At 35.3% G+C, this 12,581-nt stretch carries 14 protein-coding genes and 1 tRNA gene; 4 read left to right on the top strand and 11 right to left on the bottom strand.

From position 1 onward, the window contains the following. Together recF and GFU89_RS00070 are read left to right on the top strand one after the other, a co-directional pair. Positions 1–1,080, top strand: a complete 1,080-nt coding sequence (gene recF / locus GFU89_RS00075) for a DNA replication/repair protein RecF (RefSeq protein WP_318845184.1) — start codon at positions 1–3, stop codon at positions 1,078–1,080. A 151-nt stretch (positions 1,081–1,231) separates the two neighbouring features. After that, a complete protein-coding gene (locus GFU89_RS00070) occupies positions 1,232–1,525 on the top strand; it encodes a hypothetical protein (protein WP_318845183.1) in 294 nt (97 codons plus the stop codon). Positions 1,526–1,584: 59 nt separating this feature from the next. Here GFU89_RS00070 and GFU89_RS00065 read toward each other — a convergent pair whose 3' ends face one another. Genes GFU89_RS00065 through GFU89_RS00055 form a run of 3 tightly spaced genes read right to left on the bottom strand, consistent with a single transcriptional unit; the run spans position 1,585 to position 5,363 of the window. Continuing rightward, a complete protein-coding gene (locus tag GFU89_RS00065) occupies positions 1,585–3,615 on the bottom strand; it encodes a recombinase (RefSeq protein ID WP_318845182.1) in 2,031 nt (676 codons plus the stop codon). Positions 3,616–3,628: 13 nt separating this feature from the next. Then, positions 3,629–4,273: a monofunctional biosynthetic peptidoglycan transglycosylase gene (gene mtgA, locus GFU89_RS00060; RefSeq protein WP_318845181.1), complete on the bottom strand. Its 645-nt coding sequence runs from the start codon at positions 4,271–4,273 to the stop codon at positions 3,629–3,631. 43 nt (positions 4,274–4,316) lie between these two features. After that, on the bottom strand, positions 4,317–5,363 hold the full coding sequence (locus GFU89_RS00055; RefSeq protein ID WP_318845180.1) for an ABC transporter substrate-binding protein: 1,047 nt from the start codon (positions 5,361–5,363) through the stop codon (positions 4,317–4,319). Positions 5,364–5,423: 60 nt separating this feature from the next. On the opposite strand from GFU89_RS00055, the gene GFU89_RS00050 reads away from it, so the two are divergent. Further along, positions 5,424–5,497 (top strand) — tRNA-Arg (locus tag GFU89_RS00050). On the opposite strand, the gene GFU89_RS00045 is transcribed toward GFU89_RS00050, so the two are convergent. Then, on the bottom strand, positions 5,463–7,025 hold the full coding sequence (locus GFU89_RS00045) for a recombinase family protein (RefSeq protein WP_230036158.1): 1,563 nt from the start codon (positions 7,023–7,025) through the stop codon (positions 5,463–5,465). The genes GFU89_RS00050 and GFU89_RS00045 overlap by 35 nt on opposite strands. Before the next feature lie 100 nt (positions 7,026–7,125). Next, the gene (locus tag GFU89_RS00040) at positions 7,126–7,338 is read right to left on the bottom strand and encodes a hypothetical protein (RefSeq protein ID WP_318845179.1); all 213 of its coding nucleotides are present in this window, start codon (positions 7,336–7,338) and stop codon (positions 7,126–7,128) included. An 810-nt stretch (positions 7,339–8,148) separates the two neighbouring features. Here GFU89_RS00040 and GFU89_RS00035 point away from each other — a divergent pair. Continuing rightward, complete coding sequence (locus GFU89_RS00035; protein WP_230036154.1) at positions 8,149–8,592, top strand: JAB domain-containing protein; 444 nt, start codon at positions 8,149–8,151, stop codon at positions 8,590–8,592. A gap of 175 nt (positions 8,593–8,767) precedes the next feature. Here GFU89_RS00035 and GFU89_RS00030 read toward each other — a convergent pair whose 3' ends face one another. The 6 genes from GFU89_RS00030 to traK form a co-directional block, all read right to left on the bottom strand. Further along, entirely contained in the window at positions 8,768–9,214 is a 447-nt protein-coding gene (locus tag GFU89_RS00030; protein WP_318845178.1) for a DUF3872 domain-containing protein, read from the bottom strand. Between the two features lie 12 nt (positions 9,215–9,226). Next, positions 9,227–9,787 carry a conjugal transfer protein TraO gene (locus GFU89_RS00025; RefSeq protein ID WP_230036150.1) on the bottom strand — a complete coding sequence of 187 codons (561 nt, stop codon included), beginning with the start codon at positions 9,785–9,787 and terminating at the stop codon, positions 9,227–9,229. 1 nt (position 9,788) lies between these two features. Further along, positions 9,789–10,685 (bottom strand): conjugative transposon protein TraN, encoded by an 897-nt coding sequence (traN, locus tag GFU89_RS00020; protein WP_318845177.1) that lies wholly within the window; start codon positions 10,683–10,685, stop codon positions 9,789–9,791. A 15-nt stretch (positions 10,686–10,700) separates the two neighbouring features. Continuing rightward, complete coding sequence (traM, locus tag GFU89_RS00015) at positions 10,701–11,999, bottom strand: conjugative transposon protein TraM (RefSeq protein ID WP_318845176.1); 1,299 nt, start codon at positions 11,997–11,999, stop codon at positions 10,701–10,703. 3 nt (positions 12,000–12,002) lie between these two features. After that, positions 12,003–12,272 carry a hypothetical protein gene (locus GFU89_RS00010; protein WP_318845175.1) on the bottom strand — a complete coding sequence of 90 codons (270 nt, stop codon included), beginning with the start codon at positions 12,270–12,272 and terminating at the stop codon, positions 12,003–12,005. Between the two features lie 10 nt (positions 12,273–12,282). After that, on the bottom strand, positions 12,283–12,581 hold a 299-nt coding region (gene traK, locus GFU89_RS00005), incomplete at its 5' end, for a conjugative transposon protein TraK (RefSeq protein ID WP_318845174.1).

Here is a 12,581-nt window from a genome sequence, read left to right as displayed (position 1 = left end):
ATGATTATCAAAAAGCTTTCCCTCTACAATTTCAAAAACCACTCTGAGAAAAAATTTGAATTCTCCCCGCAAATCAACTGTTTTGTGGGCAATAACGGTGTGGGAAAGACCAATATTCTGGATGCTCTGCATTATTTATCCGTAGGGAAAAGTTTTTTAGGGAATACTGATCTTAACAATATTAAAATAGAGGAAGATTTTTTTACCATTGATGCTGAAGTTCAGAATGAGGACAGTGAAGATATCATCAGAGTTACCCAGCCGAAGGAAGCTAAAAAAGTGATCAAGAAAAATGATAAAAGCTACGACAGACTTGCAGATCATATTGGTTATCTTCCAAGTGTTATGATTTCCCCTTATGATTCTAATCTTATTTCAGACTCCGGGGAAAGCAGACGTAAATTTTTGGATGCTATGATCTGCCAGACGGATTCTGAATATCTTTTTGATCTGATTCAGTATCAGAAGACGATTCAACAACGAAATGCTTTACTGAAATATTTTGCCAAGAACAGAACATGGGATAAAGATTCGCTGGAAATCTATGATGACCCGATTACCCGATCCGGAACTAAAATTTTTAATAAAAGAAAAGAATTTGTAGAACAGCTCAACCCTATTGTTCAGAATTTCTATGAGATTATTTCCGGCGGAAAAGAAACGGTATCTGTTATTTATGAATCTCATCTGCTGGAAAATTCTTTTGAAAACCTTTTAAAAGAGAGTATTGAAAGAGACCGTATGCTTACTTATACTTCAAAAGGAATTCATAAAGATGATCTTCTTTTTGAAATGGACTATGTTTTAATCAAGAAAATAGGATCTCAGGGTCAGCAAAAGTCATTTCTTATTTCTCTAAAACTGGCTCAGATGAGTCTTGTAAAAGAACTTACCAAAAAGACGCCTATTCTTCTGCTTGATGATATTTTTGATAAGCTTGATGACACTAGAGTTTCGCAGCTGATTGAACTGGTCAACAAAGAAAGCTTTGGACAGATATTCATTACAGATACTCATCGAGAACGTACTGAAAGCGTGGTTAAGAAAATCAATGAAGAAAGTATAATTTTTGAAGTTTAACCACTTAAGATAGGTAAACTCCGAATTTTGAATCAAAAAAAGAAACATTTGAATTTGATTCTCTTTCTATAGTATTTTTTATCTTAACTTATCATTCCCAAATCACGGAACTCTAAAACCCGAATCACGCATCCAACCCCGCACCACGACAATGAAGAAGAAAAAACGTGAATATCAATCCTCTGAACTGGTAAAATCTTTTGCCAGAATTTATGGTTTTGAACATAAACTTGTAGCTTTTGATATTAAAGACTTCCTTGAAGAGTATCTTGACGAAAGTCTTTTCAAGGAAATAAGAAGTGTCAATATAGAAAACCAATGTATTATTATTAAAATTGATTCCCCCTTACTGAAACATGATTTTAAAATGCGTAAAAGCTTTTATCTCAAAAAGTTTCAGGATAAATTTGGAGAAGATAAATTTCATGACCTTCAGATATTATAAAGGCAGAAAATGCGTACCTATATAAAAATGCTACCCTCGGGTAGCATTTTTTATTTTAATTAATGTTCTTCAGATTTATTAGAAATGGTACTGCTCATAAGATCATCTGCCTTTTTATCCAGCCTGGAGCTTAATGGTAGGAAGAATTTCAGTGGATGCTTCATAAAGTATCTGAAAATTTCTTTATAGATCTCACTTACCTGTCCGAAATTCATCTTTCTGGATCGGAATGCCAGGAACATGGATAAGCTGAAACTTACCAGGAAGTTGAAGAAACCGATCAGGAAAACTGTTACAAAAGACATCCAGAAGGTATAGGAATCTACTGAAAAATCTTTTCCATATAGCCCTAATGCAAAGTTACCAGCTGCAAAGGTGATGTGTCTGATATCTAAATCGAGGCCAAAAAACATCCCTACCGGAGCTGTCGCCCCAAGAAATACACCGAACCAGAAGTTGGAAACAATCCCAGGCCAGTTTTTAGCGTAATATTTTGAAAGTCCTTTTGCAAATTTCTTTCCGAAAAAGCTTCTGATTGAAAGGTTTTTGGCAATTCTTTCCGGAATCTGGTAAAACACGGAATTGTTTCCGATATTTCCTGAAATAATCCCTGAAATAAAAAGATAAAACCCAGCAATACTTGCATGCAGAATTGCTTTTGATTTAAAAGGATCAAGATCTTTTAATAATTTATCCGATCTGTCTACCGCCAGATTTTGTGAGAAAAATACATCCAGCCCGTAAATAATAGCAAGCGCTATCGGAAAGGCAAGCAATACATTTCCTACAAAGGCAATGAACTGACTTCGGAATAATTTGGATACCAAATGGGCAAACTCAGTATTATTTCTTTGGGCATTTCCTTCTTCAGACAATACTTTCGTCATGGTAGCAGCAGTCATAGCCGGCTGTTTTGTAGCAAGGGTAAAGCCCATCAGATAGATCATCACAAATCCCATTGCATAGTTCATTGAGTATAGAAAAGCGTGTGAAAAATCACTTCCCGGGATATATCCGTACAGCATTTTCAGAACACAAAGGGCTCCTACAATAATCCCTCCGCCACTCGCCTTGTAAAACATTGTCATATATTCCTTCCGGGTAGAAGTGATATAATGAGCCCCCGCTTCTGCGGTATGATTGGTAATAAGGTGAGAAATCAGCCTTGTACTATCGTTAATGAGATCAGAAATATTATTTTTATGAGATTTATAGCTCAGAATATTAAAGATCAACTGCTTAGATTTTATCAGGACATCTTCATCAGTATCAATGACCAACAATTGTACGATATCATAAATTCGGTCAGTCTGCTGACGGATCTTAAGCAGGGATTGGTTAATCTTTCCGGAAATACCATATTTGGCAGAATTTTTAAAAGCAATATTCACAAATTCCAAGCATTGTTCTGCATAGATTTTAATCTGCTTATATCTGCTGTCTTTGGAATGCAGCTGTAACTGAGGATCTTTTATCAGGTCTTCAGCTAATGTTTCCAGCTCATTCTGAAGGGCAAGAAACGGATTGTCCAAATTTCTGTACTGTGGAGCCATTCTCACCACTTCTACCTCCATAGCCATCCCCGTAACCCTCCAGGAAAGAATATTCATAGAGAAAATGAGTTCTTTTTTCACATTGGGTTTCAGAATAAAATCTGAAGCTCCCAGCATGTTTAAAAATTCATCAATCTCATTTTCAGGGAGATTATGCAGATATTTCAAATCCTTCTTTGGTCTGAGACTCACATTGTCGATCATATACCATACCGTCTTTTCATTTTCAACGGGTGGTAAAACCTTATTCAGGATTCTTTTTTTAAGCTCAGGAAAGAAGGCATTTTCTGAAAGAATATTAGCTTCTGTCAGTGAAAGATTGAAAGGTCTCCCTTTAAAAATATTGTGAATGTAATGTTTAAAGTTCTCAGCAAAATTAGGATTGCTTCTGAAAAAATTGAGCACATCTGTAAAGTCTGCTTCTTTGATACTCTCTAAAAACTCTGCAAAGGGTTCTAAAGAAAGGGTTTCATTCTTAAAAGAAAAATATTTTTTAAGAACTGACTCAAAGTTTGTGCTGGAATTAAAGAATTTCATTAGTACAAAGATACTATTTCAAACTCACATTCCTCATCTGTCTCATGATCCAATTATGTTTCTTTCTTAAATAGGGAGATGGGCTTTTAGGGTCATATTTTTTTGGATTGGGTAATACCGCGGCAATCCAGGCTGCATCTGAAGCACTTAGATCTTTAGATGACTTTCCAAAATAATACTGCGCTGCCGCTTCTACTCCAAATACGCCTTGCCCCATTTCAATAGAATTCAGGTATCTTTCAAGGATAATATCTTTACTCCACACTTTTTCGATGATAAAAGTATACACAGCTTCCAGCCCTTTTCTCACCCAGCTTCTTCCCTGCCAAAGAAAAACATTTTTTGCGGTCTGTTGGGAAATGGTACTTCCTCCTCTTACTTTTTTACCTTTCTCATTATATTTCATCGCTTTTTCGATCGCTGTATAATCGAAACCATCATGATCAAAGAATTTTTGATCTTCTGAAGCTATTACGGCTTTTTTCACATTGTTTCCCATTTCGTCATAGGAAATATAATCCCTGTGCAGTTTTCCGTATTCAAAAAGACCTCCTATCTGGGTAAGGGTAATGGGCGGATTAAAGAATCTGCCCCAGATAATAAAAACTACATTCAGAACAAGAATGATGAAGATAAGCTGTTTAATTTTTTTCCACATAATTTTATAAAAAGGAAAGGCAAAAATAAGGAAATAGTACGAGTTACTGCAATTCTTTCATGTAAGTAAGCTGATAATCCGGTAAAAGTTCAGGATGAAAGATCTTAATATAATCTTTAAGGATCAAATCTGCTCTTACCACACCACTTTCAAAGAAATCATTGGCTTTCAGTTTTTCTTTTCCTGCTATGGTATAAATTTTCCCTTTATTGAATACATCCAGTTTCCCATAGAAAGGATTCATACTCAGCATTTCTTTTTTTGAAACATGACTTCCTGCATTCACCCAATACTGAACGCCTCCTGCTTTAGCATATACTTCTTCAAAACTCATTGTCAATGCTTTCTCATCCTTATTGTCCTTCATGATATAATTGGCATTGGCATCCGAAATATAATGGGCAACAGAGGTATTTCCACCTGGAAGATACCAGACATCCCCATACATTTCATTCGCAAGTACCACAGGTTTTTCTTTAGCCTTTGATGCAAGCTGTTTCAGATCATTATAATTTTTTTCAACTTCCTGATATTTTGTTTCCGCTTCTTTTTCTTTTCCTAAAAATTCTCCAAAAAGTTTGATATAAGCCGTTTTTTCCAAAGGCTTCTGCTCCATGTATTCATCCAGAAATACCACTTGAATGCCATTATTTTTCAACAGTTCGTAAGTATTGTCAAAACTGGCAATATGGTTAGTAAAAATAGCATCCGGTTTCATGGAGATAATCTTTTCCACATCATATTTCTGCTCGCTTCCTACGTTCTGGATTTTCCCTTCTTTAAGTAGATTCTGGATTTTTTCTGAATAAATATATTCCGGACTGGAAACTCCTATGATTAAATTTTCTGCTCCAAGCTCTGAAATATATCCTGCCATACTCGCATTCAACAAAATGATTTTCTTAAATGGAGTTTGATTTTGTTTAAAATTATATGTAAAATTCCCTGATTTTAGCTCCAAGGTACCATCATGTTCCTTAAACTGAGTACGGGCAGAGATATTGGTCCAATCTGAGGACGAAATTTTTGATTCTCTTTTACAAGCTGTTAGCGCAAAAACCGTCAATAAAAGTAAAATTCTTTGTTTCATCTTTCAAAGAACGGAAAAAAGTGCTATATTTGCAAACCTTTAAACGATAAGGTAACACAAGGCCTCGTGGCGCAACTGAATAGCGCATCTGATTACGGCTCAGAAGGTTACAGGTTTGAATCCTGTCGAGGTCACTAGACCGACATTAGAAGTTTTCACTCTCTTATGTCGGTTTTTTTTATTTCCTAATCCACTGTTATACTGGTAGATACATTGAGCAACAATATTCATTTTAGGTGTTTGAAAACTTTTTCCGTCAAATTCGACTTTTTGAGGAAATATTAAACACCCTATCGTTCTTTTTGTAAGCAGATCACCCTGCTGGTAAAGGTTTGAAAGGTTTTCCATTGAATCTAGAGCGTTTTCTATTTTTGTCTTGATGTCAAGTTCTTTACTTTCTGAGACAATGTGCTGAAGTTCCAATTCTAGCTGTTCGATTTGGGTTTTTGTGAGCATTTTTATCTCTTTATAATCATCTTCATCTAACTTATCGGCGAGATATTTATCCCTCGCATTAAAAATTTTTTCATTGAGCAAACTGATCTCTTTTGAAATAGATTTTCTTTTCACATCTATATCGTAAGTGAACTGCTTATAATTGTCTAAAAGGATCTCTTTCATCAGGTCTTTGATCATTGGATTATATTCCAATTTTGAAATTTCATTTTCAAACAGTTCATTTAATCTTTCGGAGTTAAATCTAAACCCGCACTTATAATGGCAGTGATAGTAATAATAGGTTTTAGATTTACCTTTGGCACCACTTGCAGTAAGATTCTTTCCACATCTCGGACAGATCAAAAGACCTCGAAGCGGAAAACGGTCATTTCCAAATACACGTCCTCCCGGACCTTCTACTCTTCTTTTTTTGTCCATGATCTGCTGCGCTTGATAAAACAGTCTTTCGCTAATTAACGCTTCGTGTTTTCCATCAATATAATAAGCTTCTTCCTGCTTATAATCTTCTATATAAATCTTACCGCAATACACCGGATTTCTCATGGCTTTGGCAAATGCGCTTCTCGACATAGAAACACCCTCTCTTTTATTCATTTGCAATCTCACATGGTCAGCAGGAATATGCCCTTTCGAAATCTCATTAAATGCCCATATAATATTTGAAGCCTCCGGTTCTTTTATGGCAATATACTTTTTACCATCTTCGTGACTTCTGTTAACATATCCGTAAGGAGCTATTCCCATCAATCGCCCCTCCTTTTTTGCTCTTCTCATTCCATGGAATGTATTCAAGGCTCTTCTATCATTTTCAACTTCAGGGGTTGATAAATAAATTGCCAACATCAACTTATTTTCAGGAACTGACATATCCAACGGTTGTTCAATGGCTTGAGGAATGATGTGGTTTTTCTGGAGAAGGCTGATCATTTGATAAGCATCTCCTGTATTACGGCTAAACCGGTCCCATTTCGTAAACAGAACAAGACTGCTTTTATGACTTCTCTTTTTGATTTCAATCAGATATTTTTTCCATTCAGGGCGTTCAAAGCTCTTGGCTGAATGATCTTCGTAAATGACCTTGTTGATTAATATATTGTTGTTTTCACAATATTTACGTAGTCTCTCGTTCTGATCTCTCTGGGAATAGCCTTTTTCAGCCTGTTCATCAGTGGAGACTCGGATGTATAGATCTGCTATATTCATAGTGTTGATGATTTCATTAAAAAAAATTTTAGGTGGTAACACTGAAAAAAAAGTCACCGTAGAAATTCATCATTCTAATATGTCACTAAAATACAAATAATCAGTCAGATGTAAAAAATTCTTTAAGGGTAAGTTTTACAACAATATATAAAAACTCCATTATTTCTTCTGATTGTTCCTCGTTTACATCATAACCCGACTTTCTCAGAGCTGACAAGGCTTTATCAGGAGGAATTCTCTTTAATTCAATAGATGGAATATATTTTTTGACGCCCGAATATGATCCCTTACTATGTTCTTTATGTTTTTTCATGATGATTGGCTTAATGATTATAAATCATCATTAATATGGATCATCAATCCTGGGAGGTCTTGAAATGTCTTCAGAATGGATATGATGGCGTTCTGTTGAAGTTAATTAACCATAGCTTTTTTCCATCAAAAACATCTAATTTTTGTAAGATATGCAAGAACAAATATTAATTTGCTTGATCACTGTTATTTAAAAAAGGATTGGAGCAAATAATTAAAATGGATTCTAGTAGCAACACGAAAAATAGTCTTCTTAAATATTTTACAATGCCTTTATCGGCAAAAATTGATAATTAAACGAAAGAAAATTTATGGATTTTTGCCGATAAAGGCAAGTTTTATAATCTAATAATATATTTAAATAAGGTGTCCGACAGTACGAAATCATATCCTAACTCAGATTATCAACAGTTTTCATAATTGTTCTTTACAGGAATGGATAGCATAATTTTTATTTTTTTTCATAAAAAATCGGTAAAAAGGCAGCTAAGGTATTGTTGCCAGCCATCGCTTGTGCCCTCAAAAGACTACGGCATAAATGGTTTCCTCCCTAAAGGTACCCTCCAATTATTCCGTTTCCTTTTGACTTTTTTCATTGTCAACACTTCATATCTGCTTTCTTTTTTCCGGTTTTCTTTTGAAAAACATTGATTAAAGCCTGACAAGGCTTGGAGAGAAAAGGAAGGAGAGAAGATTGAAAAGCTTTTGACCTAATAAAACAGGTACGGAGCAGTTCAATCATATTTTAAATAAATGCTGTTTAACTTAAGTACGGGAAATACAAGGCTCTGCCGTGCTCAGAGCAATAACTATGAAATATAATATAGTGAATGAGATCAAATTAATCTATACAAGAAAAGGAAATACCGAAAAAAAAGTACTGAACTCACAGGATGCTACAGATATTTTCCGGGAACATTTTGATGCAGATCAGATCGATTACAGAGAGTCATTTTATTCAATGTATATGAATCAGGCCAATAAGGTTTTAGGAATACAAAAAATATCAGAATCCGGGATTACCTCTTCTCTGGTTGATATAAGAATTATTATGCAGGGAGCTTTATTATGCAATGCCGTGTCATTTATTATAGCTCATAACCACCCTTCCGGTAACCTGGCACCTTCCCGTGAGGACATAAACATTACACAGAAAATAAAGGAAGCAGGACAACTATTAAATATTAATTTATTGGATCATTGTATAATAACCTCTATGGACTCCTTCTCTTTCGCAGATGAAGGTATATTATAAGAATCTTAACCTTTTGAAAAATAAAGAATCCAGAGCCAATAATCGGCCTGGATTCTTGTGACGTCGCGAAAAGGTGATTGCCCTTCAATGGTCAACCATCTTTTCGCAAGCATTAAAACATAATTCTAATTCTCCCCTTTTATCAAAAATTTATCAGCTAAAGACACTTGATTTGTTATTCTATTTTTTTGTTGTTAAACTGAAATTCAATTTTCTTCTCATTTCCAAAACTATCAGAGATCCATACCGTAAATGATTGTGAAACTTCCGAGGTTGAAGTATAATACAATCTGAACTCTTTCTCATAAAGAGGATAGCTATCATTAGGAAAATAGGGCTTTGTATTATAATACTGCAGCTTTCCTGTTCCTTCAAACTGAAAATACCTCAGATAATATTTCGTGTCAGAAAAATTACCTTCAGGAAGTATTGTAATACGTATCTCAACATAATCATCTTTAGCTATGTCCTTAGGAACCGGCATAACAGACACTTCAAAAGAAAAATTCTGCTGAATTTCTAAATCATCTTTCTGGCAAGATTGAACAAGTAATCCGATAATGTACAGTATTAAAGAAAACTTGAATAGTGTTTTAATTTTATTACTAATTATATTTTTCATTTTATATTATTTTTAAAAATTATATCTTATTCCAAAACCCAACAGAGGGTGAAACTGTGCCATTTGACTATTTTTTAAAAAGCGCAGCTGCCCGTTCACAAGAAATACCCAATGTTCCGTCAGATAGCTTTCAAGCAACAACTTACCACCCACACCATAAATAAGTTGATCTGCAGAGCTAAGCATTGAGCCATCGTAAATTAATTCATTACCTCCATTAACCTGCTCATAACCAACCAGTGCTCCAATTCCTAGATTAAGATTGACATTTCTCATGAAATCTCCCCATACATAAAAGCTGTAGCCACCGCCCAGCAGAAATGTATCTATCGGAATAGCATAGTTGGTGTATTTATAATTTTTCCTGCTATATTCTGCCAGACCAAAAAAGTAATTCCCATTCTTTACGTAAGAAACAAACCCCATACTTACTATATAATTTTGCTTTTTAGGAGATTTTGGAAATACTGAATAGGAAATTTCAACACCGGTTTGTCCGGGAATCATCTGCTGGGCAAATGATTTTACATTCATTGTACTTATGAAAAGTATTGCTATCAATAATTTGTTCATCTCAATTGGTTTTAAAATTTAAACTATTGATCAGTCTTGCATTGATCAGCTCCTTATTCTCAAGTTGAACTTTTTGATGCCGCCCTCCATTTCTTTCCAGAACTTCAATTTCTAACACCTGATCCTTTAACAGGGTAAACTGCTCCAGTAAATAAACAACTGTTACACTCGAATTATGTTTTGAGGTCATCACCGGCGAATAAATCCTGGTTGGTTGTAACAGCTTATCCTGAATAACAGTTCTCTTTAAATTCTTCTTATCTACAATTTTAAAATTGATTAATTCAATATCATACTCTATATTGCTTTTGTTATCAACTTGCAGGGTAAAGTAGAATTTATTGTCATTGACATGTAATGCACGAACAGAAAACTGAATACCGAAGCTCTTTGCTGCAATATGCTTTATTTCTTTTTTGCTCTTACGATACAGGTTTTCCATAATCAATTCTGTGAAAGATGAAGAGCTTCCTTTGAGATCTTCAAAAAGTACATCGGTTGAATTTTCAGTGTTTCTCTCCATCTTTACAAGATCGTAACTGAGGATATCAGGAGATGCACTGTAAAAAACATCGAAACTGTAAAATTTTCCATCTTCAGTAATAACCGAAAAATTGGTTTCCTCTTCAAAATCTCTGACTGCAGATTTGACTCTGAGAACATTGCCGATAGGCTCTGCCTTATTGGCAACCAACAGATCGCTTCCAAGATCAACATACCGTATAGATGAAGGAAATACCAGATGGGTCGTTTTACTGTAAGTAACCTGCAACCTGAAAGGTTCCAGCTTAGCCTGTTCCAATGAAACATAAGTCATCACGGAATCCTGACCCAATACCTTGCTTGCCAATAGAAGCAATAGTATTATGAGAATATAATGGCTCTTTTGCGTATTCATTCTTTAATTTTTTTATTAGTTATTTTTGGGCACGAGTAAAACCTGATGGCCAGCTTTTACAGTGATTTTTAATTGTCTCACTCTTTTTTGAAAATAACCCGACAATCCTTGCACTACTCCCCTGCTCAGATCAGCTGCAACCTGTTGTCCTGCCGATTGGGTCATCATAATATTGGTGCCTGAAGTCTGGCTCATGTTGGCAACAATATCACCTATTGCATTCCGCTCCGGTGAATACGGAACGTATAATCCCAATTGTCCATCATTATCATGAATATTGATTTCCACAGGATAGACATTACCTTGAGATTGGATGGAAGAGATTTTTAACTGAAGTCTTCCAGCCTGAAATTTAACTGCTGCAACCAGCATAGTGCCTGGAGGAATTTCAATACTTCCGAGCTGCATCGCTTCTGAAAGCCTTATAGATAATGTACTTTCATTAACCAATCTCTTAGTCTCATAGACCATACCTCTAATTGCATTTTTAGATTGGCCTAAAATCGTTTTTTCATTTTGAGCGTTATAAAACCTGTTCTTATTCAAACCTGTAATAAAAGCACTGTCAGACGGCTCTCTGTATAGCGAGGAAACAACACTGGAATGCCCCGGTTTTACCGATGTCAGTGTAATGTTCTTCTCAACAGGCTTTTCAACATCTTCTTTTGATTCAGACTCTTTCTGCTTTGGAGCTGTTGGAAGATATTTAGCAGCCATCTGATATGATTTTTCCATCAGTTCTAACTGGTCATTCATACCAAGGCCTACGGGAACAGAATTGTTTTGCATCGCTTCATTCTTTAGTCTTGAAATTTCTTTCCTCAGGTTATTGACTTCAGAATCGTCCTTGCTATAGAATGAACCCAAAGTCTGCTGTGCATTGCGGTAACTGTTCACGGCATTCTGATCGGATTGCTGAAGAGTACTCGTATTAGACATTGAAGCGGAAGGATTACTAGTAGAATGTAGAGTGTTCTGGTCATTCCAATAGTCTGATAAGTCCATTACCGCATTTCTTTTCTCTTCATTTTTTTGTTCCAAAAGCTGCTGTTCGTAAGCCTTTTGTTTGTCCGACTGCAGATGTCCATCTTTTGCTTGCGGAATGTCCGCATTAAATCCTGCCTCTTCAGCAATGGTATTATTAGATTTTGGTTTAAAAATAAGATATAAGCAAATTGCACATACGGCAGCCATCAAAAGATAGATGATAGGCTTTTTCAGTCTCTCCCATTGAGCTTTGGGATGGTCACTCACTACGTTGGAATTTTGTGAGAGATCATTTTCTGTCACTTTAATTTTCTCTGAATCTTTCATATTCTATTTTTTAATGAGTGATTCCACTGTATCATTCTGTCCAGAATCTTTTTCAATAGATTTCTTAGAAATACCATCAATATGATTGATAGACATTGTATTACTTCTTTGACTTGTAGAAATGAAGACACTGATAATGACAATAATTGTCAGCAAAACATAACTGCCAAAGAAAACCTTGGTCAGGAATTTTTGTCGCTCTACAGGAAGAGCTTTCCAATTTTTCTCACCCTTTAAAACATAATTGTCGATTTTATCTCTTAGTTTTTTCATATCGGTATTATTAGCGTTCAATAGTTTCGACATCTCTATTTTCAAGCACGTTAAATTTTTCAACGGTAAATCCCTGCGGATTGCTGTCAGACCGTACAGAATTAACCAATGAACAGTTGGTGATTAAATTTCTGATGGTAAGGTTACTGGATCTGATAATGAACTGTCTTGCGTAAGTCTTTACGTCATAAGGGTAACTATCAAAGTTGGCAACGACACTGTCTACCTCAATTCTCTGCTGGATATTACCGGAAATGATTCTGTTATAGTAACCTTTCTCCTGAAGGTCTTTGTAGTAATTGAATGCGG

The organism is Chryseobacterium sp. JV558 (assembly GCF_033712365.1).
Taxonomy (GTDB): Bacteria; Bacteroidota; Bacteroidia; order Flavobacteriales; family Weeksellaceae; genus Chryseobacterium.
The sequence above is the reverse complement of the archived record's forward strand: the minus strand, read 5'-3'. Positions and strand labels throughout refer to the sequence as shown.